Source organism: Flavobacterium sp. NKUCC04_CG, assembly GCF_019345525.1.
In the GTDB taxonomy this organism is placed as follows: domain Bacteria; phylum Bacteroidota; class Bacteroidia; order Flavobacteriales; family Flavobacteriaceae; genus Flavobacterium.
The window spans coordinates 77,741-101,084 of the sequence record NZ_JAHKRA010000001.1; the positions used below are offsets into that span (position 1 = coordinate 77,741).

Sequence of the window (23,344 nt, forward strand, 5' to 3'; positions counted from 1 at the left end):
AATCTATTCCTACCTTTGGGTTATACTATAAAATTAAACTCTTCTTCTTTTAGGAGGACGACATCCATTATGTGGCATCGGAGTAATATCGATTATCTCGGTTACTTCGATTCCATTATTATGAAGTGATCTGATAGCAGATTCTCTACCATTTCCAGGTCCTTTAACGTAAACTTTTACCTTTTTTAATCCAGCTTCTAAAGCAACTTTACCACAATCTTCAGCAGCCATTTGGGCAGCGTACGGAGTGTTCTTTTTAGAACCTCTGAAACCCATTTTACCTGCAGACGACCATGAAATAACTTCACCTTTCTTGTTAGTTAACGAGATGATGATGTTATTAAAAGTTGCATTAATATGAGCTTCACCTGTTGATTCAACAAGCACTTTACGTTTTTTTGTATTCGCTTTAGCCATATTATTTATTATTTAGTTGCTTTTTTCTTGTTGGCAACAGTTTTTCTTTTACCTTTTCTTGTTCTAGAGTTGTTCTTAGTTCTTTGACCTCTCAAAGGAAGTCCAGTTCTATGACGAATTCCTCTGTAGCATCCGATATCCATTAAACGTTTGATGTTTAATGAAACTTCTGAACGAAGTTCTCCTTCAATTTTGAAGAATGAAACCGCTTCACGGATTGCTCCGATTTCGTCATCATTCCAATCTTGAACTTTTTTATCTTCGCTAACTTGAGCTTTCTCTAAGATTTCTTTAGCTCTGCTGCTCCCAATTCCGAAGATGTAGGTCAAAGCTATAATTCCTCTTTTGTGTTTAGGTATGTCTACCCCTGCGATTCTTGCCATAACTATCCTTGTCTTTGTTTAAATCTAGGATTCTTTTTATTAATCACGTAAAGTACTCCTTTTCTACGTACTATAATGCACTCGGCACTTCTTTTTTTGACTGATGTTCTTACTTTCATTTTAAAAGCCTTTAATATCTATAAGTAATTCTTGCTTTAGTCAAGTCGTAAGGACTCATTTCTAATTTCACCCTGTCACCAGGAAGTAATTTGATATAATGCATACGCATTTTACCGGAGATATGAGCAATTACAATATGTCCATTTTCTAACTCCACGCGGAACATTGCATTTGATAATGCTTCAATGATTGCTCCGTCTTGTTCAATTGCTGATTGTTTTGCCATAAAAAATTAAGCGGTTGCTTTTCTATTTTTACCACTTGTCATCAACCCGTCATACTGCTTATTTAAAAGGTATGCATTAACTTGTTGAATCGTATCAATTGCAACACTTACTAAAATTAACAGCGATGTTCCGCCATAGAACATTGCCCATCCTTGTTGAACACCTAATAAACTTACCACGATTGAAGGGAACACAGCAATCAATGCAAGAAATAGGGAACCTGGGAAGGTAATCAATGACATCACTTTATCTAAGAACTCAGAGGTCTCTGTTCCTGGGCGAATACCCGGAATAAAACCACCACTTCTCTTCAAATCATCAGCCATTTTATTAGTAGGTACTGTAATTGCGGTGTAAAAGTAAGTAAAAATAATGATTAATAGTGCAAAAAGTAAATTATACTGCCATCCGAATACATTATGGAATGTAGAACTGATAGATTGAGCAGTATCTGATGTTGATAAACCGGCTACTGCAGCAGGAATAAACATGATTGCTTGAGCAAAAATAATCGGCATAACACCAGAAGCATTTAATTTAAGGGGAATCCACTGACGGTTTCCACCTAACATCGTTTGATCGTAATCTCCTGATGTGCTTCTTCTAGCATATTGTACTGGAATTCTTCTAACTGCGAGAGTTAAGAAAATACAAGCAATAATAATTAATAACCAAATAATTACTTCAATAACTAACACCATTGGACCTCCGTTGTTATCGGTGATTCTAGATTGGAATTCTTGAATGAAAGACACTGGTAGTCTTGCAATAATTCCGACCATGATCAACAAAGAGATTCCATTTCCGATACCTTTATCTGTAATTTTCTCTCCTAACCACATTGCAAAGACAGTCCCGGTAACTAATATAATTACAGAAGAAAACAAGAATGAGAAAGAATTGAAACCTAGTAAAAAGGCATCTGGTGGTAATTGTAAATACAAGTTATAGATATAACTAGGTCCTTGCAACAAGGTAATACCGATGGTTAACCATCTGGTAATTTGATTCATCTTTTTTCTACCACTTTCACCATCATTCTGCAATTTTTGTAGATAAGGAACCGCGATTCCCATCAACTGAACTACGATGGAGGCAGAAATATAAGGCATAATACCTAATGCAAATACAGATGCTTGCGAGAATGCACCACCTGTAAAAACATTGATCAACCAACCAATTCCTTGGTCAGTCTGCGCCGACAAAGCTTGTAATTTCGTTGCATCAATACCCGGAAGTGTTATTTGTGTACCGAAACGATACACAACTAACAATCCTAGAGTTACTAAAATTTTACTTTTTAGTTCTTCAATTTTCCAAATACTGGCTAATGTTTCTATAAACTTCTTCATCCTGTTTATTAAGATTTTATAAAGTTACAACTTCACCGCCAGCAGCTTCGATAGCTTCCTTAGCTGATGCTGAAAATTTATGTGCGGATACTTTTAATTTAACCTTAAGTTCTCCACCACCCAAAATCTTTACTAAACCATTTTTAGAAGTCAATCCTAGATCCACTAAAAGCGAGAAATCTACTGTATCTGTAACGCTTCCATTATCAACTAAGATTTGCAATCTATCTAAATTGATAGCTTGGTACTCTACTCTGTTGATGTTTTTGAAACCGTATTTAGGTACACGTCTTTGAAGTGGCATTTGCCCTCCTTCAAAACCGATTTTCTTAGAATAACCAGAACGCGATTTAGCTCCCTTGTGTCCTCTTGTAGAAGTTCCTCCTTTTCCTGAACCTTCCCCACGACCAACTCGTTTGTTTTGATTGTGGGTTGAACCGTTCGCTGGTTGTAAATTACTTAAATTCATACTTTACAAAATTATTTAATTTCCTCTACAGAAACTAAGTGTTGAACTTTATTTACCATTCCTAAGATCGCACCTGTAGCTTCATGTTCCACTACTTGGTTTAACTTACGAAGTCCTAAAGCCTCCAATGTTCTCTTCTGTGACAAAGGACAATTGATTTGGCTTCTTACTTGTTTTACTTTAATTTTTGACATATCTCTCAAAATTAACCTTTAAATACTTTGTCCAATGAAATCCCTCTTTGTTTTGCAACAGTAGAAGCACTTCTTAGACGTAATAAAGCGTCAAAAGTTGCTTTTACCACGTTGTGTGGATTAGAAGAACCTTGTGATTTCGACAAAACGTCTCCAATTCCTACTGACTCAACAACGGCTCTAACAGATCCACCTGCAATAACTCCTGTACCCTTAGATGCTGGAATTAAAAACACACGTGCTCCACTAAATTTCCCTTTTTGTTCGTGAGGAATAGTTTGACCGTTTAGAGGAATTCTCACCAAGTTTTTCTTAGCATCTTCTACCGCTTTCGCGATTGCTTCAGAAACGTCTTTAGATTTACCTAAACCATGACCCACTACACCGTTTTCGTCACCTACAACAACTACAGCTGAAAAACCGAAAGCTCTTCCTCCTTTAGTTACTTTGGTAACACGGTTTACACTAACCAAACGATCTTTTAAATCAAGACCACTTGGTTTTACAAATTCTACGTTTTTATAATTTTGATACATAACTAATTAGAATTTTAAGCCAGCTTCTCTAGCGCCTTCAGCCAATGATTTCACACGTCCGTGGTATAAATAACCATTTCTATCGAAAGAAATAGTATCTACACCTGCTTTAGAAGCCTTCTCTGCGATAAGTTTACCTACAGATGCAGCAGTTTCAATATTGGTGCCTCTTGTTATCCCGGCTTCTCTTGAAGAAGCTGAAGCTAGAGTCACTCCGTTTACGTCATCTATTACTTGCGCATAGATTTCTTTATTACTTCTGAATACAGAAAGTCTTGGTTTAGCAGCAGTTCCGCTTACAATCTTTCTGATTCTGAATTTAATTCTTTGTCTTCTTTCAGATTTTGTTAATGACATAGTCTTAATTTTTAAGCTGATTTACCTGCTTTTCTTCTTAGTTCTTCTCCGACAAATTTCACACCTTTTCCTTTGTAAGGTTCTGGTTTACGGAAAGAACGAATCTTTGCAGCAACTTGTCCTACAAGTTGTTTGTCAGAAGAAGTTAATTTAATAATAGGGTTTTTACCTTTTTCTGAAATGGTTTCAACAGTTACTTCTGCAGCAACTTCCAAAAGGATGTTGTGAGAAAAACCTAATGCTAAATCCAGTTTCTGACCTTGATTAGATGCACGGTAACCTACCCCTACTAATTCAAGTGATTTTGTAAAACCTTCTGATACACCAACAATCATGTTGTTGATTAAACTTCTATATAAACCGTGTTTAGATCTTAGATCTTTAGCGTCTGAATCACGCGTAACGATTACTTGTCCGTCTTCTACTTTCACTGAAATATCTACTATTTTCTGAGAAAGTTCGCCTAATTTTCCTTTTACAACAACCACGTCTTCGTTAACCGTTACAGTTACTCCAGCTGGGATTGTTATTGGATTTTTACCTATTCTTGACATTTCTAAGTCTTTTATATTAGTATACGTAACAAACTACTTCACCACCTACATTCAATTGCTTAGCTTGTTTTCCAGTCATCAAACCTTTTGATGTAGAAACAATTGCAATTCCCAAACCGTTTAAGATTCTAGGAAGATCTGCTGATGAGGCATATTTACGCAAACCTGGTTTACTAATTCTTTGGATATCTCTGATAACAGACTCTTTAGTGTCTTTATCGTATTTTAAAGCTATTTTGATGGTTCCTTGAACAGAACTGTCATCGAATTTATAGCTTAAGATATATCCTTGATCGAATAATATTTTTGTGATTTCTCTTTTGAATTTAGAAGCAGGTATTTCAACCACTTTATGATTTGCACGTACTGCGTTTCTAATTCTTGTAAGAAAATCTGCTATTGGATCTGTGTACATTTTATTTACCTTTAATCTTAATTACCAACTTGCCTTTTTTACTCCAGGTATCAATCCATTATTTGCCATTTCACGAAAAGTGACACGGGAAAGTCCGAATTGACGCATATACCCTCTAGGTCTTCCTGTTAATTTACATCTGTTGTGTAAACGAACTGGAGAAGCATTTTTAGGCAATTTTTGTAACCCTTCATAGTCACCAGCATCTAAAAGCGCTTGTCTTTTAGTTGCATATTTATCTACTAATGCTTGTCTTTTAACCTCACGGGCCTTCATTGATTCTTTAGCCATAACTTAATTCTTTTTAAAAGGTAGTCCTAATTCAGCTAGTAATGATTTGGCTTCTTTATCTGTTTCAGCAGAAGTTACAAAAGTGATATCAAAACCAGCGATTTTGTTTACTTTATCGATGTTGATTTCTGGGAAAATGATTTGCTCAGTAACCCCCAAGTTGTAGTTTCCTCTTCCGTCAAATCCATCAGATTTGATTCCAGCGAAATCTCTAACACGTGGTAATGCAGAAGTAACCAAACGGTCTAAAAACTCATACATTCTTTCTCCTCGCAAAGTTACTTTTGCTCCAATCGGCATACCTTTTCTCAATTTAAACGCCGCAACGTCTTTCTTTGAAATAGTAGCTACTGCTTTTTGGCCCGTAATCTTTGTTAATTCTTCTACTGCGTAATCAACTAATTTCTTATCTGATACAGCAGCTCCAACGCCACGGCTTACAACAATCTTTTCAAGTTTAGGAACTTGCATAACATTTTTGTATCCGAATTCTTCTGTAAGCGCAGAGATTACTCTGTTCTTATATTCGTCTTTAAGTCTTGGTAAATAAGCCATAACTATAATACTTGATTTGATTTTTTAGAAACTCTTACTTTCTTGTCTCCTTCAACTTTATAAGTAACTTTCGTTACTTCTTTAGTTTTTGTATCAACTAAAGCGATGTTTGAGATATGAATAGCAGCTTCTTTTTTCACAATACCACCTTGAGGGTTAGAAGCACTAGGCTTCACGTGTTTTGAAATAATATTCACCCCTTCAACAATAGCTTTGTTTTTTTCACGTAATACACGTAGAACAGTACCTTCAGAACCTTTATGGTCTCCAGCAATTACTCTAACGGTATCTCCTGTTTTTATCTTTAGCTTTATCATCTTTCGAACGAATTATAACACCTCAGGTGCTAATGATACAATTTTCATGAATTGTCTTTCACGAAGTTCTCTTGCTACAGGACCAAAAACACGAGTACCCTTCATCTCACCAGACGCGTTTAACAACACACAAGCGTTGTCATCAAATCTGATATAAGATCCATCGGCTCTTCTCACTTCTTTTTTGGTGCGTACAACCACTGCAGTAGAAACTGACCCTTTTTTAACGCTAGCGTTAGGGGTAGCTTCTTTAATTGAAACTACAATTTTATCACCTACAGAGGCATAACGACGTTTCGTTCCTCCAAGTACACGGATAGTCAAAACTTCTTTTGCTCCCGTGTTATCTGCTACTTTAAGTCTTGATTCTTGTTGTACCATAATTATTTCGCTCTTTCAATGATTTCAACTAATCTCCAACATTTTGATTTACTTAAAGGTCTAGTTTCCATGATCTTTACAGTATCTCCAATGTTACAATCGTTTGTTTCGTCGTGTGCAACGTATTTCTTTGTTTTTAACACGAACTTACCATATAACGGGTGTTTTACTCTCTTTGTCTCCGCAACTACAATAGATTTCTCCATTTTGTTACTCGTAACAACACCTATTCTCTCTTTTCTTAAATTTCTTTTTTCCATCTTTCAGCAGAATACAATTATTGTAACTCTCTTTTGCTTAGCTCAGTTGATACTCTAGCAATAGATCTTCTTAAAGATCTGATTTGTAAAGGATTCTCTATAGGAGAAATCGCATGAGCTGATTTTAGGTCGGTATATGTTTTCTTTAACTGACTAAGTCCATCTTGTAACTCAGCTGCAGATAGATTCACTATTTCTGATTGTTTCATAATAAATTTAGATTATGCTTCGAAATCTCTAGCAACGATAAACTTAGTTTTTACAGGAAGCTTCTGAGCTGCCAAGCGCAATGCTTCTTTGGCAACAGAAAGAGGTACTCCTCCTACTTCAAACATGATTCTTCCCGGTTTAACTACAGCAACCCAATATTCTACTGCACCTTTACCTTTACCCATACGCACTTCGAGAGGCTTCTTTGTTATAGGTTTGTCTGGAAATATTTTGATCCACAATTGCCCTTCACGTTTCATAAAACGAGTAGCCGCGATACGCGCCGCCTCGATTTGTCGAGAAGTGATAAATGATGAGTCTAAAGATTTAATTCCAAACATTCCATTTGAAAGTTCATGTCCTCTTTGAGAAATGCCTTTCATTTTACCTTTCTGTACCTTACGGTATTTTGTTCTTTTAGGCTGTAACATTTTTCTTTAGTTTAAAATTACTTTCTTTTGCGTTGGTGGTTCGGTTTAGCCGGTTTTCCTGATCCTGTTGATTTAGACTGTTTTTTGTCCATTCCAACTAACGGAGAAAGATCTCTTTTACCGTAAACTTCACCTTTCATGATCCACACTTTGATTCCCATTCTACCATAAGTAGTATGAGCTTCTGCAAGTGCATAATCAATATCAGCTCTGAAAGTTGATAGAGGAATTCTACCTTCTTTGAACATTTCTGAACGAGCCATTTCAGCTCCATTCAAACGACCTGAAATCAAAACTTTGATTCCCTCTGCATTCATTCTAATCGCTGCAGCAATAGCCATTCTAATGGCACGACGATAAGAAATTCTGTTTTCGATTTGACGAGCGATACTAGTTGCAACTAAGTAAGCGTCAAGTTCTGGTCTTTTAATTTCAAAGATGTTGATTTGAACCTCTTTGTCAGTAATTTTCTTAAGTTCTTCTTTCAACTTGTCTACCTCTTGTCCACCTTTTCCGATAATGATACCAGGTCTAGCAGTAGTGATAGTAACGGTTACAAGTTTTAAAGTTCTCTCAATGATTACTTTTGATACACTAGCTTTCGATAAACGAGCATGGATATACTTTCTGATCTTGTGATCTTCGGCTAATTTATCACCGTAGTCATTTCCACCATACCAGTTTGAGTCCCATCCCCTGATAATACCAAGGCGATTCCCGATTGGGTTAGTTTTTTGTCCCATACTGTTTATTAATTGCTTTGTGTGTTATTACTAGCTCCTAATACCACGGTAACGTGATTTGAGCGTTTTCTTATTCTGTGCGCACGACCTTGTGGAGCTGGACGAAGTCTTTTCAACATCATTCCACCATCTACTCTTATTTCTTGCACAACCAAACCTGCCTCTTCTAAATTAGCTTCGCTGTTTTTAGCTTGCCAGTTTGCGATTGCTGATAAAAGTAGTTTCTCCAATTTACGTGAAGCCTCTTTTGAACTAAATCTTAATATATTAAGAGCTTTCTCTACCTTTTGTCCTCTAACTAGATCTGCAACTAAACGCATCTTTCTAGGCGAAGTAGGGCAATTATTCAGCTTTGCAAAAGCAACATCTTTCTTAGCTTCTTTAATTTGCTCGGCTCTCTCTCTTTTACGAACTCCCATAGCTTCTTATTATTTTTTTCCTTTATTTTTCGCACCCGCATGACCTCTAAAAGATCTAGTTGGTGAAAATTCCCCTAATTTATGCCCTACCATGTTTTCTGTTACGTAAACCGGTACAAATTGACGACCATTATGCACTGCGATAGTTTGTCCAACAAAATCTGGAGTAATCATCGAAGCTCTAGACCAAGTCTTAACAACCCCTTTATTACCCTTTTCAATATTATCTTGAACTTTTTTCTCTAACTTAAAGTGAACATAAGGTCCTTTTTTTAATGAACGTGCCATGTCTTATCTTTTATTTCTTTCTACGTTCTACGATATACTTATTACTCGACTTAACTTTAGAACGAGTTCTGTACCCCTTAGCTGGAATTCCATTTCTAGAACGTGGGTGACCTCCTGAAGAGCGTCCTTCACCACCACCCATTGGGTGATCAACTGGGTTCATCGCTACTGGTCTTGTTCTTGGTCTTCTACCCAACCATCTTGATCTACCGGCTTTACCAGAAACGATCAATTGATGATCATGGTTAGATACTGCACCAACTGTAGCCATACATTCTAAAAGAATCAATCTAATTTCCCCTGAAGGCATTTTGATTGTAGCATATCTACCGTCTCTTGCAACTAACTGAGCAAAAGTTCCTGCAGAACGAGCAATTACTGCTCCTTGACCAGGACGTAACTCGATACAAGAAATAACAGTTCCTAAAGGAATTTTACTTAAAGGCATTGCATTCCCCACTTCTGGAGCTGCATCTGGTCCAGACATTACTGACTGTCCCACTTTCATACCACTTTGGGCGATAACGTAAGATTTCGCACCATCAGCATACGCGATCAACGCGATAAATGCCGTACGGTTTGGATCATACTCAATAGATTTCACTGAAGCAGGAATTCCCACTTTAGTTCTTTTGAAATCAATGATACGGTATCTTTGCTTATGACCACCACCGATATATCGCATGGTCATTTTTCCTTGACTATTTCTACCTCCAGAGTTTTTTTTCGGTGCTAGCAAGCTACGCTCCGGCTTATCAGTTGTAATAGCGTCAAAACTATTCACAACTCTAAAACGCTGACCTGGGGTAATAGGTTTTAATTTTCTAACTGACATTATTTATTAGATATTTGAATAAAAGTCTATTGTCTCTCCTTCTTTCACTTGCACTATTGCCTTCTTGTAGGCATTAGTTTTACCGTTAATCATTCCACTTTTGGTGAATTTAACTGATCGGTCTGCTCTGTAGTTAAGGGTATTTACTCCAACAACACTCACACCATACGCAGCTTCCACTGCGTTTTTGATCTGAATTTTGTTAGCTCTTTTGTCCACTACGAACCCAAAACGATTGAAAATTTCTCCTTGTTTTGTGATTTTTTCGGTAATGATAGGCTTAATTAAAATACTCATCTTCCTATTATTTACTTAAATTTTCAACAATTCCCTCTAAAGAACCTTCTGTTAGAACTAGACTTACCGTATTTAAAATAGCGTAAGTACTTAATTCTGAGTTCATTACAACAGAAGTCTTCTCTAAATTGCGTGAGGACAAATATACATTTTTATTTGAATCACCCAACACAAATAGAGATTTTTTATTTTCCAGTCCTAAAGCATTCAAAACATTGATGAAATTTTTAGTTTGTGGAGTTTCAAAGTTAAAATCTTCAACGATAATTAAATTTGATTCTTTTGCTTTAATCGAGAATGCCGATTTTCTAGCTAAACGTTTCAAATTTTTATTAAGTTTAAAAGAATAACTTCTTGGTCTTGGTCCGAAGATGGTTCCCCCTCCTTTGAATAAAGGGTTTTTCATACTTCCCGCACGAGCGGTACCCGTACCTTTTTGTTTTTTAATCTTACGTGTACTTCCCGCAACTTCAGCTCTTTCTTTAGCCTTGTGTGTACCTTGTCTTTGATTTGCTAAATATTGTTTAACATCAAGATAAACTGCGTGCTTGTTCGGTTCGATTGCAAATACTGAATCCAAAAGTTCAACTTTTCTTCCAGTATCTTTTCCTGTGATATCTAAAACTTTTACTTCCATTACTTCTGAATGATTACATAAGAGTTATTGTGCCCTGGAATTGCTCCTTTAACAACAAGTAGGTTCTTTTCAGCAACTACTTTTAAAACTCTAAGGTTTTGAATTGTTACATTTACTCCTCCCATTCTTCCTGCCATACGCATTCCTTTGAATACTCTAGAAGGATAAGAAGAAGCACCGATAGATCCTGGTGCTCTTAAACGGTTATGTTGACCGTGTGTTGCTTGACCAACTCCACCGAAACCATGACGTTTAACAACCCCTTGGAAACCTTTACCTTTAGAAACACCTTGAACATCTACAAAGTCACCTTCTTGAAAAAGATCTACTGTGATAACATCACCTAATTTATACTCGCTTTCAAACTCCTTAATCTCAATGACTTTTCTTTTTGCAGACGTACCCGCTTTCTTAAAGTGACCTAACTCAGCTTTAATTGCGCTTTTGTCTTTTTTGTCATCGAAACCAAGTTGTAACGCTTCATACCCGTCAACCTCATTGGTTCTGACTTGGGTAACTACGCATGGACCTACTTCAACTACGGTACAAGGGATGTTTTTCCCGTTCTCGTCGAAAATACTAGTCATGCCGATTTTTTTACCTATTAACCCAGACATAAATATTAAATTAATTAATTATTGAATTCTATTAAAAAATCAAGTACCGAAACCCAAGTCTCCGTACTTGATTGTATTATTAAAGGAAGAGTATTATCACACTTTGATTTCAACTTCTACTCCACTAGGTAACTCTAATTTCATTAGAGCATCAATAGTTTTAGAAGAAGAAGAGTAAATGTCTAACAATCTCTTGTAAGAACTTACTTCAAATTGCTCTCTTGCTTTTTTGTTTACGTGCGGAGAACGCAAAACAGTGAAAATCTTTTTATGAGTTGGCAAAGGAATTGGCCCTGTTACCACTGCTCCTGTACTTTTTACAGTTTTTACGATTTTTTCTGCTGATTTATCAACCAACATATGATCGTAAGATTTTAATTTTATTCTTATTTTCTGACTCATTTTCTTTTAGATTAAGCGTTTCCTTTAGCTTTTTTAATAACTTCTTCTGAAATATTAGAAGGTGTTTCAGCATAGTGAGAGAATTCCATAGTTGAAGTCGCTCTACCAGAAGATAACGTTCTAAGCGTAGTCACGTACCCAAACATCTCTGAAAGTGGCACACTAGCCTTAACAACCTTTGCTCCTGCTCTATCGTCCATGTTATTGATTTGACCGCGACGACGGTTTAAATCTCCAACAATATCACCCATGTTTTCTTCCGGAGTTAATACCTCTAATTTCATGATCGGCTCAAGAATAACAGCACCTGCAGCTTTTGCAGATTCTTTATATCCCATTTTAGCTGCTAATTCGAAAGACAAAGCATCCGAATCCACCGCGTGAAACGATCCGTCCGTTAAAGTCACTTTCATCGAGTCCATTTCGAAACCAGCCAAAGGCCCTTGTTTCATAGCTTCTCTGAAACCTTTTTCTACAGAAGGAATATATTCTTTTGGTACGTTACCACCTTTAACAGCGTTAACAAACTGTAAACCAACAAATGGTTTTCCGTCTACGTCATCTGCAGGAGAAATTGTAAATACAATATCTGCAAATTTTCCACGACCACCTGATTGTTTTTTATAAACCTCTCTGTGTTGAGCAGCACGAGTTAAACACTCTTTGTACTCTACTTGAGGCTCACCTTGGTTTACTTCAACTTTAAACTCACGTCTCATACGATCGATAAGTACATCTAAGTGAAGCTCACCCATACCTGAAATTACCGTTTGCCCAGAAGCTTTATCTGTCTTAACCGTAAAAGTAGGATCTTCTTCAGCTAATTTAGCTAAAGCCATACCCATTCTATCAACGTCCGCTTTGGTTTTAGGCTCAATAGCGATACCGATAACTGGATCAGGGAAATCCATACTTTCCAAAACGATTGGGTTTTTCTCATCACACAAAGTATCCCCTGTTTTGATGTCTTTAAACCCTACCGCTGCTCCAATATCTCCTGCCTCGATATAATCGATAGGATTTTGTTTATTGGCGTGCATTTGGTAAACTCTAGAAATACGTTCTTTATTACCAGAACGCGTATTGAATACATAAGAACCAGCATCTAATCTTCCTGAATAAACACGGAAGAAAGCCAATCTTCCTACGAAAGGATCCGTAGCAATTTTGAAAGCTAAAGCAGCGAAAGGCTCCGTTGCTGATGGTTTACGCACAACAGGCAATTCTGTATCAGGATTGATTCCTTCAATACCTTCCTTATCCATTGGAGAAGGCAAGTATCTACAAACAGCATCCAATAAGAACTGTACTCCTTTATTTTTGAATGAAGAACCACAAACCATCGGTATGATAGACATATCAATAGCCGCTTTTCTCAAAGCAACGTGAACTTCTTCTTCTGTAATTGAATCTTCATCTTCGAAGAATTTCTCCATCAAGGTTTCATCGTAATCCGCAACAGCTTCGATTAACGCAGCTCTGTATTCGCGAACTTCATCAACCATATCCGCAGGAATATCAACGATATCGAAAGTTGTTCCATGGTTCTCATCGTGCCATACAATAGCGCGGTTCTTAACCAAATCAACAATACCTCTAAAATCTGCTTCTTCTCCAATTGGTAAAACAATAGGCACAGCGTTAGATTTCAACATTTCTCTTACTTGCTTACACACGTTTAAGAAGTTAGCACCTTGACGGTCCATTTTGTTTACAAACCCCATACGAGGCACCTTGTAATTATCAGCTAATCTCCAGTTAGTTTCTGATTGTGGCTCAACACCATCAACAGCACTAAATAAGAAAACCAAACCATCTAAAACTCTCAAAGAACGGTTTACCTCTACGGTAAAATCAACGTGTCCTGGAGTGTCAATGATGTTAAAGTGATACTCTTTAGATTCTGGCAACTTAGCTCCTTGATTTGTTGGGAAATCCCAAGTACAAGTAGTAGCCGCAGATGTAATGGTAATACCTCTTTCAGCCTCTTGCTCCATCCAGTCCATAGTTGAAGACCCTTCGTGAGTTTCTCCAATTTTATGGTTCTTACCTGTATAGAACAAAATACGCTCTGTAGTAGTAGTTTTACCTGCATCGATATGCGCAGCAATACCAATATTTCTTGTATATAATAAATCTCTAGCCATCTATATTATCTTTCTTGGATTAAAATCTAAAGTGAGAGAATGCTTTGTTCGCTTCAGCCATCTTATGAGTATCCATTCTTTTCTTTACAGCAGCTCCTTCTTCTTTAGCACCAGCTAAAATTTCAGAGGCTAACTTTCCAGCCATAGATTTCTCATTTCTTCTTCTCGCATAAAGAATCATCCATTTCATCGCCATAGAAATTTTTCTATCTGGACGAATTTGCATTGGAATCTGGAAGGTAGCTCCACCAACACGTCTAGATCTTACTTCTACGTGTGGCATAACGTTAGTTAAAGCGTCTTTCCAAATTTCTAATGATGTTTTTTCTTCATCTTGCTTTTTCTCTTCTACGATTTCTAATGCATCATAAAATACTTTAAAAGCAGTCGATTTTTTACCATCCCACATCAAGTTGTTCACAAAACGTGTTACTAATTGATCATTAAATTTAGGATCTGGTAAAAGAGGTCTTTTTTTAGCCTGTCTTTTTCTCATGTCTTTGTCTTAAACGTTTTAAACGATTACTTTTTGTCTTTAGGGCGTTTCGCTCCGTATTTAGATCTTCTTTGAGTTCTACCGTTTACTCCGGCAGTATCAAGAGCTCCACGTACGATGTGATACCTAACCCCTGGCAAATCTTTTACTCTTCCACCTCTAACTAATACTATCGAGTGCTCTTGTAGATTGTGTCCTTCTCCTGGAATATAAGCGTTTACCTCATTACCATTTGTTAAACGAACCCTTGCAACTTTACGCATTGCAGAGTTTGGTTTTTTTGGTGTAGTGGTATAAACACGCGTACAAACCCCTCTTCTTTGAGGACATGAATCCAAAGCAACCGATTTACTCTTCTTAGTCATCTGGGTTCTCCCTGTTCTTACTAATTGTTGAATTGTTGGCATAATGTTTATTAATAATTATCTACTATCTATTAACTCCGCACTTTATACGGGGTTGCAAATGTATGAAGTTTATTTTTTATATACAACACTCAAAACATTAATTTTCAATCGAATTGAAAATTAATTTCTCTTTTCCCTATTGTTGCTTTTATTTATTTTACATTACTTTACATCAAAACTTTCCTTGTCTTGAAAAATTTTATCTTGTTGCTGACCGTGTTTTTTTACTCCTTATATATAGATGCACAAAATACCACATTAAAATTAATAGGCACTTCCCCAACAGAAACTGCCGTTATCGACAGTATCGGATACAGCATTACCCACGAAAACTTTCAATCGATTAAAGAAACTCAAAAAATACTCGAAGAAAAATTAAACCAGATTGGATTTTTATTTCTCGAACAGCAACAATTGGAAAGCGACTCCCTTTCCCTAGTTATTTTTAAATACCAACTTCACCATCGCCTCAATCAAACTCAAATCGACCTGAGCGCTATCGACGCAAACACCAAAAAATTACTGCAACTCCAAAGCGACACGATCAACATACCGTTTCATCAAACACAAGCAACACTACAGTCACTCACCAACCAATTGGAACAACTCGGCTACGGAACCAGCAGCTTAAAACTAAACAAACATCAGATTTCCAATACCACACTCCTCGCCAGTTTGCAAATCGATTTGGACAAAAAGAGAAAGTTGGACAAAATTGAAATAATATCCGACACCAAGATCCCCAAGCAGCTGCTCCAAAATCTTTTAAAACACAAAAAAAACCAACCACTAACCAATCATCTGATCGAAGAAATTGATCGCGAACTCAAGTTAATCCCCTTCATCAAACAACGAAAAACTCCAGAGATTTTATTTACTACCGACAGCACCAAAGTTTACCTCTATGCCGACCGATTTAACGCCAGTAGATTTGACGGAATTGTCGGATTCAACAACGACGAAAAAGGAAAGGTTCAATTCAATGGATACCTTAACCTCCATTTGCTAAATATTTTAAATTACGGTGAAGAATTTCACCTGGAATGGAAAAACGATGGCAACAAACAAACCCTTTTTGACCTGGGAACAGAGATTCCCTATTTGTTTAAATCCCCTATAGGATTAAAAGCCAAAATTGAAATCTTTAAACAGGACAGCACTTTTCAAAACACCAAAATAGACCTTAATCTCGGTTACTATTTTTCTTATTTTAGCAAATCGTACATCGGCTACCAAACCACCAGCTCAGTAACACCGGAAAACAGTAGCCTGATTCAAAGTTTCGACAACCGTTTTATAACCCTGAGTTACGACTACAAAAGACGCAGACCCGAAGACATTCTTTTTCCAGAAAAAACCGTTTTATTTACCCGAATAGGCAGCGGAAAAAGAAGCCTGGAAACCACAGAAGATTCCCAGAAATTCATAGAATTAAACACCTTTAATAACTTTATTTTCAATCCGAGAAACAGCTTATACACCCACCTGCACTTATATTCTTTATTTAGCAAAAACTACATCACCAACGAATTAATGCGTTTTGGAGGCCATAATTCCATCAGAGGCTTTCAAGAAAACAGCCTTCAAGGCAATTTCTTTACCACCCTAAGCACCGAATATCGATACAAACTGAGCCCTACCCTTTATGCACACAGCATTCTGGACTACGGACTTATCGAAGACAAAACCACCGGCATTAAAGAAAACCTCTATTCCTTCGGCGTTGGCTTTGGTATCATGACAAAAAACGGAAAATTAAATTTGATTTACGCCAATGGAAACACCGGCAAACAAGAAATGGAATTAAAAAACTCCATAGTACACATTACTTTTTCTACAGCCTTTTAACCGATCTAATCCGCCGCCCCGACAGACCAATCCCCTTTACTTAAGACCGCCTCCATATCACCTCCTAAACGACTGATCTCACGAAGCAACAACAATCGGTTCTCTTCCAACAACAACACCTTAGCACGTAACAAATCGTTGTTTTCACGCAAAAAGTGCAATTGCATAGCCGCAACGGAGTCCGGATCACCAACAACATCCCCCTGATCAACAGCTGCCCCTCGCAACATCGACCCCTTGCCCGTAAGCAACCATTCTGGATTAACCTCAGTAAAATAATCGAGAAATCTCGTTGTATTTTCCTCGCTCATACCGTTATTTTGAGTTAAAATACCTCGAGTTATACCGGTATCTTTATAAAATTTATATAGCGTAAGCCCCTTATACCGCAGATAAGTCAAAATATTTTGCTTTATAATCGATTTTTCTTGCATATTATTTTTTTTAATCGAGAAATATCGTTTATATTTGGTACTGAATATTTATATAAACCGACGTAGAATTGGATTTAATTTACTAAATCCACTAAAAGTTAACTAATAAATCAAAAAATAGAACTATGAGCTGAAATCAAAAAAATCCCTAATCGAGAGGCTTAAAATTTTAAAGAGTTATAACAAAATTTACAAAGCTAAAACGCATACCACGGTATTGCAGCCCAATCAGCTTGATACCACATTATCATCGTCAACACATACAAAATTGTTACTCTTTAAGGCGCATTTCGCACGCCACAAAGCCCCCCCAAATATTTTCTCCAAACACTAGGAGTATTACACGAATTGCGGTCAATCACCAAGCCCAATCCTTTGATTTTGGGTTTTATACCGACTATTGCTAAAACGAATTAGCAAATACAATTAACAAAGATATTAAAAATTAGCCGCATCAAACAGTAGCTAAATGGAATATTATGCTCCATTTTAAAATCTGACTTAGTTAAAACGCAAATTTAAACTACTTAATTTAATAAAAACAAAAACGCTTTTTATTTTAAACGACTTACGCAAAAAAAAATGTACAGAAAAAACCGTTAAAAGCATATTTTAAAGTCAAAATCATTTTCATTTTATACGCTATGCTTTTCAAACAACCCATAGATTATGAAAAAAGAATTATTTTATATCTGGATCGTGGTACTCGCGACTTTTACAACTATTCACGCCCAAGAAATTAGCGTATCAGGAACTGTAAAAGACCCCAATGGGTTTCCTCTACCTGGAGTGACAGTACAAAACAAACAGTCACAAACTGCAACTCAAACGGATTTAGACGGTATTTATATTTTAAAAGGCCAATTGGGAGCCCTTTACGAATTTAGCTTCCTGGGAATGAAAACCCAAGAACACCGAATTACTTCTGCCCGACTCAACCTAACTTTAGAGGAAGATGTTGTTGAACTCGAAGGGGTGGTAGTTACCGCTCTAGGCCTAACTCGAGAAAAAAAATCCCTCGGATATTCCACCCAACAAATCACGGGAGAAACCCTGTCGGAAACACCTGTAAGAAACTTTGCCGATGCCTTATATGGCGAAATTGCAGGGCTGTCTATTAAATCTTCCGGATCCCTGGGAGGCTCGAGCAACATGATCATCCGCGGCTTTAGCTCCTTGACCGGAAACAATCAAGCTCTTGTCGTTATCGACGGAATTCCCATCAACAACAAGACGCACAATACCGTCGAACAGACATGGGGCCGCGGGGGTTATGATTATGGAAATGCCGCTTCAGACATTAATCCAGATGATATCGCTACTTTAAATGTTTTAAAAGGTGCTGCCGCAACAGCCCTTTATGGTTCAAGAGGACAAAACGGCGTTATCATGATTACAACCAAAAAAGGAACTGACCAGAAAAACAAAGGAATTGCAGTGGAGTTCAATTCATCTCTTATGATCGGTACTGCAGACAAACAAACCCTACCCCAATACCAGAAGAAATATGGAGCGGGATACCGCCCCTTAACTCCAAACGAAAATCCCAATCCAAATAACCCTTATTTTAGCGGCGAAGACATCAACGGTGATGGTGTTCCAGATTATGTGGTACAGTTCGGCGAAGACGCCTCTTATGGTGCCGCTTTCGACCCCAACTTGATGGTTTATCAATGGAACGCCTTCTTCCCAGGTATGTCTACTTATGGAAAAACAACACCATGGGTAGCCGCTAAAAACGACCCGAATTCCGTTTGGGGAACTTCTCACATTTACGTGAACTCCCTAGCTCTTTCTGGAAACACCGACCAGAGTTCGTATCGGTTGGGGCTCACCAACAACAGCACGGAAGGAAATCTCGTAAATAGCCAACTAAAAAGAAACAGCCTTAATCTAAGCGCAAGCCACCAAATTAGTGAGAAACTGCGCTCATCCGCAAACATAACCTATACCAATACCAGTGGATTAGGAAGAGTTGGAACGGGTTACGACGGTCTTAATCCCATGCAAAGTTTTCGCCAGTGGTGGCAAAGTAATGTCGACATGAAAGAACAAAGGGAAGCCTATTTCGCAACCAATCAAAGCAATGCCAGTTGGAATATATATGACACCGAAAACACCAAACCAGTATATACCGATAACTTCTATTTCACCCGATACAAAAATTTCCAAACCGATTCTAGAAATCGCTATACCGGAAACATCGATATCAACTACACTTTAAACCCGTGGATCAATATCAGCGGAAGATACACTTTTGACAATTATGACGAAACACGCGAAGGCCGAACCGCCGTAGGCTCCGCAGGTAGTTTTGGCGAATATACGCTGTTTAACCAATCCGTATCAGAAAACAACTATGACTTGATTGTAAATATCAAAAAAGACCTTAACGAAAACATTACACTTGATGCGAATTTAGGTTGGAACTTAAGAGTTGAAAAAATTGATCGCAACGATCAAAGAACCAACGGCGGTCTTAAACTCCCCGAAATCTATACCTTGGCCAATTCAATCAACCCTTTAACTCCCGATGACATAGTGCAATTTAGAGGAACCAAAAAGGTTGATGGTCTATATGCCCGTGCCAGTATCGGACTGTACCACCTCCTTTATTTGGACGGAAGCATTAGAACAGACCGTTCATCTACCTTATCTAGCGAAGTACAAAACCGCTATTGGTATCCCTCTGTTTCCGGAAGTTTTATATTCTCAGAACTATTCGATAGTTCGTTTATCAATTTTGGAAAATTACGTGCCAATTACGCTCAAGTAGGAAACGACACCGATTTATTTAACCTCCACAATACCTATACCTTAAATGCTTCTTTTGACGATGCGTATTCCGCCAGAAACCCTAACACTTTTCTCAACAAGGCTTTGCGTCCAGAAATGATGAATGAATACGAGTTCGGAGCCGAAATGACAACTTGGAACAACCGTTTGTCACTAGAGCTCTCCTACTACAATCGAACGACTAAAGACTTGATTACTCCCGTAGATGTATCCAGTTCATCCGGTGCCCTAGCTGTATGGATGAATGCCGGTGATATGGTCAATAAAGGGATTGAAGCCAATCTAAACATTACGCCAATACGAACAACGGATTTCAATTGGAAAATCGGGTTGAATTTTGCCCGAAATAGAAACGAAGTTTTAGCGCTAGCCGAGGGCATTGGCGGCTATTTACAGTTAGCCAGTCTTCAAGGCGGTATATCCATCGGAGCCCAAACAGGAGAAGCCTATGGTGTTATCCGCGGAACCGGCTATGTTTACAACGACAATGGTGACCGAGTTGTCGGAAAAAACGGGCAATATTTACACAGTCCGACAACGACTGTTATCGGAAATATGAACCCCGATTGGAATGGTGGAATCAGAAACTCCATTACTTATAAAAACTTAAATCTAAGCTTCTTGATCGATATGCAAAAAGGAGGTAGTATTTTCTCTTTAGATACCTACTACGGTTTTGCAACAGGACTCTATGACAATTTCACCTCCGGATTAAACGACCTAGGCAATCCAGTGCGAAACAGTTTAGAAGAAGGAGGCGGAGTAATTCTTCAAGGAGTCAAGGAAGACGGAACACCAAACGATATCCGTGTCCGTGCCGACCGAGGAGATGGAACTAATAATCCGTGGGGATACCTTAGCAATACAGCACCTAGGCAAGCACACGTTTACGACGCTTCTTATGTGAAATTAAGAAATGTTACCCTCTCCTATGATTTTCCACAAAAATTGATAGAAAACGTCTTTATTAAGAAACTGACTATAGCGGCAATAGGTAGAAATCTATGGATCATTCACAAGAATATCCCATACGCTGACCCAGAAGCCGGTTTAAGCTCCGGAAATATTCAAGGCTATCAATCGGGAGCACATCCAACTATTAGAGAAATTGGAGCCAGTATAAAAGTTCAATTTTAATACCCCAAAAGATGAAAAAATTACTATTAAGCATACTATTCTTAAGCCTGTTGTCTTCTTGTTCAAATGAACACTACGACGCTTTAAATCACGACACCGTCCAACCTGAAAAGGTACCTTCAGATTATTTGGTCACCTCCGCCATAACCAGCTATACCGACCGCCTACACAGCACCAATGTCAATAATAATATCTTTAGACTGGTAGCGCAATACTGGAACGAAACCACCTATACGCAAGAGAGTAATTACGATTTAGAAACCAGAGCCATTAACGATCGTTTTTGGAATGAACTCAATACGAGAGTGCTTTATGATTTAGAAGATGCCAAAAGAACCATTCCCGACGAAATAGGACCTTCTGATATGGATAAGAAAAATCAACTAGCCATTATCGAATTGCTACAAATTCAAACGTGGCAATCCCTAGTCGATACTTTTGGCGATATTCCGTATACAGAAGCTTTAATGGGGACAGCGATAGCCGCTCCAAAATACGATGATGCTAAAACCATTTATGACGATTTGATCAAAAGAGCCGTTGCTGCAACCAACGACCTCAATGTTACCGCAAAGAGTTTTGTAAGCGAAGACATTATTTATCACGGTGATATTGCAAAATGGAAAAAATTCGGAGCATCCTTACAACTAAAACTAGGTCTCAACCTCGCAGATGTTGACCCCAATTTAGCTCACACAACGATTAATAATGCGATAACAACAGGTGTTTTTAGCTCACAAGCAGATAATTTTACTTTAAACTATACAGGAACACTTCCATACACCAACCCTTTATGGGTAGACTTGGTGCAAAGCGGTCGAACTGATTTTGTCGTCGCCAATACCATTGTAGATTATATGAATGCACTAAATGACCCTAGAAGAGCGAAATATTTTCGACAAAATCTAGGTGATGGAATTTATCTAGGTGGCGTATATGGCAACGCTACCTCTTATGCCAATCATACCCAAATCTCCAATACGCTTCATCAAGCAAATTATCCTGGAACCCTACTCGACTATACCGAAGTATTGTTTATGCTCGCCGAAGCCAGTGCAAGGGGAATTAATACCAGCCAAAGTGCGGAATTTTTATATGAATCCGCTATTAGAGCTTCCTTTGATTTTTGGGGCAATACTCCCCTAGAAGCAGATGAATATTTAGCACAAGCCGACGTGAATTACGAAACTGCAGAAGGAAGTTGGAAACAAAAAATAGGCTTGCAATACTACCTTGCCTTATACAATAAAGGCCTGGATGCCTGGACCGTATATAGAAGATTAGACGCCCCTAAACTCAATATAGCCGCCGCAACTGGACTACCTATACCCAACCGATATACGTATCCCGTACGTGAAAGAAATCTAAACAAAGCGAATAACGCACAAGCAGCAAGTGCTATTGGCGGAGATACTCAGTCCACTAAAATATTTTGGGACAAGAATTGAATTAGTTAGTATCAAGGATTTTTTTGTCAAGAAGAGGTTACCTACCCGTAACCTCTTCTACGTTTTATCGCTTAAAATCCTTGATTCTTTTACTCAAAAACACTTAGCGTTGATCCTTTTTCAAAGCACCACCGAAGCGTTGGATTTTTTTATATATTTGCACTATGGAAAAAGAGAATCAAATATTTGGTATTAGAGCCATTTTAGAAGCTGTAGAAGCGGGGAAAGACATTGATAAAGTTTTTATTCAGAAAGAAGCTCAAGGAGAACTAATGAGCGACTTGCTTAAATCTTTGCGTAAAAACAACATCAACTTTTCATACGTACCGGTTGAAAAACTCAATCGTTTAACTCCTAAAAACCATCAAGGCGCCGTAGCTTCAATAGCTCCGATAAGCTTTGTTGGATTGGAACCCCTTATTGAAGGCGTGCTAGAAACTAAAGCCAACCCTCTTTTCTTGATCTTAGATCAAATTTCCGATGCTCGTAATTTTGGAGCGATAATCCGTACCGCTGCATGCTGTGGTGTCGATGGAATTATCATTTCAAAAAATGGAGCTGCTCCCGTTAACGGAGATACCGTTAAAACATCTGCCGGTGCTGTATTCAATATTCCTATCTGTAAGGTAGACCATATTAAAGATGCCATCTTTTACCTACAAAGTTCAGGTGTTAAAACCGTAGGCGCTACCGAAAAAGCAGAAAAAGAAATTTACGACGTTGAATTAAACACGCCCTTAGCGATTGTTATGGGAAGTGAAGAACGCGGAATCAACCCTTCTGTCCTTAAAATAATAGATGAAAGTGCAAAACTACCCATGTCTAGCGCTATTGCTTCACTAAACGTATCTGTTGCCTGTGGTGCATTTCTTTATGAAGCCATTCGTCAAAGAAGATAAATTTTTTAAACTTCATCAAAGGGGC

Annotated in this window: 34 protein-coding genes; 4 read left to right on the top strand and 30 right to left on the bottom strand. The window is 37.9% G+C overall.

The window, feature by feature from the left end; translation table 11 throughout:
• Positions 1-33: 33 nt before the first annotated feature.
• The 29 genes from rpsK to rpsL all read right to left on the bottom strand — a co-directional run bounded on the left by rpsK (position 34) and on the right by rpsL (position 14,757).
• On the bottom strand, positions 34-417 hold the full coding sequence (gene rpsK / locus KO524_RS00330; RefSeq protein WP_010251764.1) for a 30S ribosomal protein S11: 384 nt from the start codon (positions 415-417) through the stop codon (positions 34-36).
• 8 nt (positions 418-425) lie between these two features.
• Entirely contained in the window at positions 426-800 is a 375-nt protein-coding gene (gene rpsM / locus KO524_RS00335; protein ID WP_219288052.1) for a 30S ribosomal protein S13, read from the bottom strand.
• Between the two features lie 2 nt (positions 801-802).
• Positions 803-919, bottom strand: coding sequence for a 50S ribosomal protein L36 (gene rpmJ, locus KO524_RS00340; protein WP_219288054.1), 117 nt, complete (start codon positions 917-919; stop codon positions 803-805).
• 11 nt (positions 920-930) lie between these two features.
• Positions 931-1,146, bottom strand: coding sequence for a translation initiation factor IF-1 (gene infA, locus KO524_RS00345; RefSeq protein WP_090677799.1), 216 nt, complete (start codon positions 1,144-1,146; stop codon positions 931-933).
• A gap of 6 nt (positions 1,147-1,152) precedes the next feature.
• Entirely contained in the window at positions 1,153-2,499 is a 1,347-nt protein-coding gene (gene secY / locus KO524_RS00350) for a preprotein translocase subunit SecY (RefSeq protein ID WP_219288056.1), read from the bottom strand.
• Between the two features lie 16 nt (positions 2,500-2,515).
• Positions 2,516-2,968, bottom strand: coding sequence for a 50S ribosomal protein L15 (gene rplO, locus KO524_RS00355; protein ID WP_219288058.1), 453 nt, complete (start codon positions 2,966-2,968; stop codon positions 2,516-2,518).
• An 11-nt stretch (positions 2,969-2,979) separates the two neighbouring features.
• On the bottom strand, positions 2,980-3,162 hold the full coding sequence (gene rpmD / locus KO524_RS00360; protein ID WP_219288060.1) for a 50S ribosomal protein L30: 183 nt from the start codon (positions 3,160-3,162) through the stop codon (positions 2,980-2,982).
• 11 nt (positions 3,163-3,173) lie between these two features.
• A complete protein-coding gene (gene rpsE / locus KO524_RS00365) occupies positions 3,174-3,698 on the bottom strand; it encodes a 30S ribosomal protein S5 (protein WP_219288062.1) in 525 nt (174 codons plus the stop codon).
• Positions 3,699-3,704: 6 nt separating this feature from the next.
• Positions 3,705-4,055 (bottom strand): 50S ribosomal protein L18, encoded by a 351-nt coding sequence (rplR, locus tag KO524_RS00370; protein WP_219288064.1) that lies wholly within the window; start codon positions 4,053-4,055, stop codon positions 3,705-3,707.
• Positions 4,056-4,066: 11 nt separating this feature from the next.
• Positions 4,067-4,609 (bottom strand): 50S ribosomal protein L6, encoded by a 543-nt coding sequence (gene rplF, locus KO524_RS00375; protein WP_219288066.1) that lies wholly within the window; start codon positions 4,607-4,609, stop codon positions 4,067-4,069.
• Between the two features lie 16 nt (positions 4,610-4,625).
• Positions 4,626-5,024: a 30S ribosomal protein S8 gene (gene rpsH, locus KO524_RS00380; protein WP_219288068.1), complete on the bottom strand. Its 399-nt coding sequence runs from the start codon at positions 5,022-5,024 to the stop codon at positions 4,626-4,628.
• Positions 5,025-5,045: 21 nt separating this feature from the next.
• Complete coding sequence (gene rpsN / locus KO524_RS00385; protein ID WP_219288070.1) at positions 5,046-5,315, bottom strand: 30S ribosomal protein S14; 270 nt, start codon at positions 5,313-5,315, stop codon at positions 5,046-5,048.
• Positions 5,316-5,318: 3 nt separating this feature from the next.
• Entirely contained in the window at positions 5,319-5,870 is a 552-nt protein-coding gene (rplE, locus tag KO524_RS00390) for a 50S ribosomal protein L5 (RefSeq protein ID WP_219288072.1), read from the bottom strand.
• A 2-nt stretch (positions 5,871-5,872) separates the two neighbouring features.
• Positions 5,873-6,187, bottom strand: coding sequence for a 50S ribosomal protein L24 (gene rplX, locus KO524_RS00395; protein ID WP_219288074.1), 315 nt, complete (start codon positions 6,185-6,187; stop codon positions 5,873-5,875).
• Positions 6,188-6,199: 12 nt separating this feature from the next.
• A complete protein-coding gene (gene rplN / locus KO524_RS00400) occupies positions 6,200-6,568 on the bottom strand; it encodes a 50S ribosomal protein L14 (RefSeq protein ID WP_219288076.1) in 369 nt (122 codons plus the stop codon).
• A 2-nt stretch (positions 6,569-6,570) separates the two neighbouring features.
• Positions 6,571-6,828 carry a 30S ribosomal protein S17 gene (gene rpsQ, locus KO524_RS00405; protein ID WP_219288078.1) on the bottom strand — a complete coding sequence of 86 codons (258 nt, stop codon included), beginning with the start codon at positions 6,826-6,828 and terminating at the stop codon, positions 6,571-6,573.
• Positions 6,829-6,845: 17 nt separating this feature from the next.
• On the bottom strand, positions 6,846-7,037 hold the full coding sequence (gene rpmC / locus KO524_RS00410) for a 50S ribosomal protein L29 (protein ID WP_219288080.1): 192 nt from the start codon (positions 7,035-7,037) through the stop codon (positions 6,846-6,848).
• A gap of 12 nt (positions 7,038-7,049) precedes the next feature.
• The gene (gene rplP, locus KO524_RS00415) at positions 7,050-7,469 is read right to left on the bottom strand and encodes a 50S ribosomal protein L16 (protein WP_219288082.1); all 420 of its coding nucleotides are present in this window, start codon (positions 7,467-7,469) and stop codon (positions 7,050-7,052) included.
• 17 nt (positions 7,470-7,486) lie between these two features.
• On the bottom strand, positions 7,487-8,212 hold the full coding sequence (gene rpsC / locus KO524_RS00420; protein ID WP_219288084.1) for a 30S ribosomal protein S3: 726 nt from the start codon (positions 8,210-8,212) through the stop codon (positions 7,487-7,489).
• 8 nt (positions 8,213-8,220) lie between these two features.
• Positions 8,221-8,631: a 50S ribosomal protein L22 gene (gene rplV, locus KO524_RS00425; protein ID WP_219288086.1), complete on the bottom strand. Its 411-nt coding sequence runs from the start codon at positions 8,629-8,631 to the stop codon at positions 8,221-8,223.
• Positions 8,632-8,640: 9 nt separating this feature from the next.
• A complete protein-coding gene (rpsS, locus tag KO524_RS00430) occupies positions 8,641-8,919 on the bottom strand; it encodes a 30S ribosomal protein S19 (protein WP_219288088.1) in 279 nt (92 codons plus the stop codon).
• 10 nt (positions 8,920-8,929) lie between these two features.
• The gene (gene rplB / locus KO524_RS00435) at positions 8,930-9,754 is read right to left on the bottom strand and encodes a 50S ribosomal protein L2 (protein WP_219288090.1); all 825 of its coding nucleotides are present in this window, start codon (positions 9,752-9,754) and stop codon (positions 8,930-8,932) included.
• Positions 9,755-9,760: 6 nt separating this feature from the next.
• Complete coding sequence (gene rplW / locus KO524_RS00440) at positions 9,761-10,051, bottom strand: 50S ribosomal protein L23 (RefSeq protein ID WP_219288092.1); 291 nt, start codon at positions 10,049-10,051, stop codon at positions 9,761-9,763.
• Between the two features lie 7 nt (positions 10,052-10,058).
• Positions 10,059-10,688 carry a 50S ribosomal protein L4 gene (rplD, locus tag KO524_RS00445; protein WP_219288094.1) on the bottom strand — a complete coding sequence of 210 codons (630 nt, stop codon included), beginning with the start codon at positions 10,686-10,688 and terminating at the stop codon, positions 10,059-10,061.
• Positions 10,688-11,305: a 50S ribosomal protein L3 gene (gene rplC, locus KO524_RS00450; RefSeq protein WP_219288096.1), complete on the bottom strand. Its 618-nt coding sequence runs from the start codon at positions 11,303-11,305 to the stop codon at positions 10,688-10,690. Before rplC ends, rplD begins: the two co-directional genes overlap by 1 nt.
• A 96-nt stretch (positions 11,306-11,401) precedes the next feature.
• Complete coding sequence (rpsJ, locus tag KO524_RS00455; protein WP_026710316.1) at positions 11,402-11,707, bottom strand: 30S ribosomal protein S10; 306 nt, start codon at positions 11,705-11,707, stop codon at positions 11,402-11,404.
• An 11-nt stretch (positions 11,708-11,718) separates the two neighbouring features.
• Positions 11,719-13,854 (bottom strand): elongation factor G, encoded by a 2,136-nt coding sequence (gene fusA, locus KO524_RS00460; RefSeq protein WP_219288098.1) that lies wholly within the window; start codon positions 13,852-13,854, stop codon positions 11,719-11,721.
• A 19-nt stretch (positions 13,855-13,873) separates the two neighbouring features.
• The gene (gene rpsG / locus KO524_RS00465) at positions 13,874-14,350 is read right to left on the bottom strand and encodes a 30S ribosomal protein S7 (protein ID WP_219288100.1); all 477 of its coding nucleotides are present in this window, start codon (positions 14,348-14,350) and stop codon (positions 13,874-13,876) included.
• 26 nt (positions 14,351-14,376) lie between these two features.
• Positions 14,377-14,757 carry a 30S ribosomal protein S12 gene (gene rpsL / locus KO524_RS00470; RefSeq protein ID WP_219288102.1) on the bottom strand — a complete coding sequence of 127 codons (381 nt, stop codon included), beginning with the start codon at positions 14,755-14,757 and terminating at the stop codon, positions 14,377-14,379.
• A gap of 189 nt (positions 14,758-14,946) precedes the next feature.
• On the opposite strand from rpsL, the gene KO524_RS00475 reads away from it, so the two are divergent.
• Complete coding sequence (locus tag KO524_RS00475) at positions 14,947-16,605, top strand: hypothetical protein (RefSeq protein WP_219288104.1); 1,659 nt, start codon at positions 14,947-14,949, stop codon at positions 16,603-16,605.
• A 5-nt stretch (positions 16,606-16,610) separates the two neighbouring features.
• On the opposite strand, the gene KO524_RS00480 is transcribed toward KO524_RS00475, so the two are convergent.
• Positions 16,611-17,039: a hypothetical protein gene (locus tag KO524_RS00480; RefSeq protein ID WP_219288106.1), complete on the bottom strand. Its 429-nt coding sequence runs from the start codon at positions 17,037-17,039 to the stop codon at positions 16,611-16,613.
• Positions 17,040-17,708: 669 nt separating this feature from the next.
• Between KO524_RS00480 and KO524_RS00485 the strand changes: the two genes are divergently transcribed.
• The 3 genes from KO524_RS00485 (at position 17,709) to rlmB (ending at position 23,319) form a co-directional block, all read left to right on the top strand.
• Positions 17,709-20,972: a SusC/RagA family TonB-linked outer membrane protein gene (locus KO524_RS00485; RefSeq protein ID WP_219288108.1), complete on the top strand. Its 3,264-nt coding sequence runs from the start codon at positions 17,709-17,711 to the stop codon at positions 20,970-20,972.
• A gap of 11 nt (positions 20,973-20,983) precedes the next feature.
• A complete protein-coding gene (locus KO524_RS00490; protein WP_219288110.1) occupies positions 20,984-22,420 on the top strand; it encodes a SusD/RagB family nutrient-binding outer membrane lipoprotein in 1,437 nt (478 codons plus the stop codon).
• Between the two features lie 164 nt (positions 22,421-22,584).
• Positions 22,585-23,319 (top strand): 23S rRNA (guanosine(2251)-2'-O)-methyltransferase RlmB, encoded by a 735-nt coding sequence (gene rlmB, locus KO524_RS00495; protein ID WP_219288112.1) that lies wholly within the window; start codon positions 22,585-22,587, stop codon positions 23,317-23,319.
• The last annotated feature ends 25 nt before the right edge of the window (positions 23,320-23,344 follow it).

Coding starts and splice junctions, on each gene's coding strand:
- rpsK (WP_010251764.1), bottom strand. CDS start 417: ATGGCTAAAGCGAATACAAAAAAACGTAAAGTGCTTGTTGAATCAACA.
- rpsM (WP_219288052.1), bottom strand. CDS start 800: ATGGCAAGAATCGCAGGGGTAGACATACCTAAACACAAAAGAGGAATT.
- rpmJ (WP_219288054.1), bottom strand. CDS start 919: ATGAAAGTAAGAACATCAGTCAAAAAAAGAAGTGCCGAGTGCATTATA.
- infA (WP_090677799.1), bottom strand. CDS start 1,146: ATGGCAAAACAATCAGCAATTGAACAAGACGGAGCAATCATTGAAGCA.
- secY (WP_219288056.1), bottom strand. CDS start 2,499: ATGAAGAAGTTTATAGAAACATTAGCCAGTATTTGGAAAATTGAAGAA.
- rplO (WP_219288058.1), bottom strand. CDS start 2,968: ATGAATTTAAGTAATTTACAACCAGCGAACGGTTCAACCCACAATCAA.
- rpmD (WP_219288060.1), bottom strand. CDS start 3,162: ATGTCAAAAATTAAAGTAAAACAAGTAAGAAGCCAAATCAATTGTCCT.
- rpsE (WP_219288062.1), bottom strand. CDS start 3,698: ATGTATCAAAATTATAAAAACGTAGAATTTGTAAAACCAAGTGGTCTT.
- rplR (WP_219288064.1), bottom strand. CDS start 4,055: ATGTCATTAACAAAATCTGAAAGAAGACAAAGAATTAAATTCAGAATC.
- rplF (WP_219288066.1), bottom strand. CDS start 4,609: ATGTCAAGAATAGGTAAAAATCCAATAACAATCCCAGCTGGAGTAACT.
- rpsH (WP_219288068.1), bottom strand. CDS start 5,024: ATGTACACAGATCCAATAGCAGATTTTCTTACAAGAATTAGAAACGCA.
- rpsN (WP_219288070.1), bottom strand. CDS start 5,315: ATGGCTAAAGAATCAATGAAGGCCCGTGAGGTTAAAAGACAAGCATTA.
- rplE (WP_219288072.1), bottom strand. CDS start 5,870: ATGGCTTATTTACCAAGACTTAAAGACGAATATAAGAACAGAGTAATC.
- rplX (WP_219288074.1), bottom strand. CDS start 6,187: ATGATAAAGCTAAAGATAAAAACAGGAGATACCGTTAGAGTAATTGCT.
- rplN (WP_219288076.1), bottom strand. CDS start 6,568: ATGGTACAACAAGAATCAAGACTTAAAGTAGCAGATAACACGGGAGCA.
- rpsQ (WP_219288078.1), bottom strand. CDS start 6,828: ATGGAAAAAAGAAATTTAAGAAAAGAGAGAATAGGTGTTGTTACGAGT.
- rpmC (WP_219288080.1), bottom strand. CDS start 7,037: ATGAAACAATCAGAAATAGTGAATCTATCTGCAGCTGAGTTACAAGAT.
- rplP (WP_219288082.1), bottom strand. CDS start 7,469: ATGTTACAGCCTAAAAGAACAAAATACCGTAAGGTACAGAAAGGTAAA.
- rpsC (WP_219288084.1), bottom strand. CDS start 8,212: ATGGGACAAAAAACTAACCCAATCGGGAATCGCCTTGGTATTATCAGG.
- rplV (WP_219288086.1), bottom strand. CDS start 8,631: ATGGGAGTTCGTAAAAGAGAGAGAGCCGAGCAAATTAAAGAAGCTAAG.
- rpsS (WP_219288088.1), bottom strand. CDS start 8,919: ATGGCACGTTCATTAAAAAAAGGACCTTATGTTCACTTTAAGTTAGAG.
- rplB (WP_219288090.1), bottom strand. CDS start 9,754: ATGTCAGTTAGAAAATTAAAACCTATTACCCCAGGTCAGCGTTTTAGA.
- rplW (WP_219288092.1), bottom strand. CDS start 10,051: ATGAGTATTTTAATTAAGCCTATCATTACCGAAAAAATCACAAAACAA.
- rplD (WP_219288094.1), bottom strand. CDS start 10,688: ATGGAAGTAAAAGTTTTAGATATCACAGGAAAAGATACTGGAAGAAAA.
- rplC (WP_219288096.1), bottom strand. CDS start 11,305: ATGTCTGGGTTAATAGGTAAAAAAATCGGCATGACTAGTATTTTCGAC.
- rpsJ (WP_026710316.1), bottom strand. CDS start 11,707: ATGAGTCAGAAAATAAGAATAAAATTAAAATCTTACGATCATATGTTG.
- fusA (WP_219288098.1), bottom strand. CDS start 13,854: ATGGCTAGAGATTTATTATATACAAGAAATATTGGTATTGCTGCGCAT.
- rpsG (WP_219288100.1), bottom strand. CDS start 14,350: ATGAGAAAAAGACAGGCTAAAAAAAGACCTCTTTTACCAGATCCTAAA.
- rpsL (WP_219288102.1), bottom strand. CDS start 14,757: ATGCCAACAATTCAACAATTAGTAAGAACAGGGAGAACCCAGATGACT.
- KO524_RS00480 (WP_219288106.1), bottom strand. CDS start 17,039: ATGCAAGAAAAATCGATTATAAAGCAAAATATTTTGACTTATCTGCGG.
- KO524_RS00485 (WP_219288108.1), top strand. CDS start 17,709: ATGAAAAAAGAATTATTTTATATCTGGATCGTGGTACTCGCGACTTTT.
- KO524_RS00490 (WP_219288110.1), top strand. CDS start 20,984: ATGAAAAAATTACTATTAAGCATACTATTCTTAAGCCTGTTGTCTTCT.
- rlmB (WP_219288112.1), top strand. CDS start 22,585: ATGGAAAAAGAGAATCAAATATTTGGTATTAGAGCCATTTTAGAAGCT.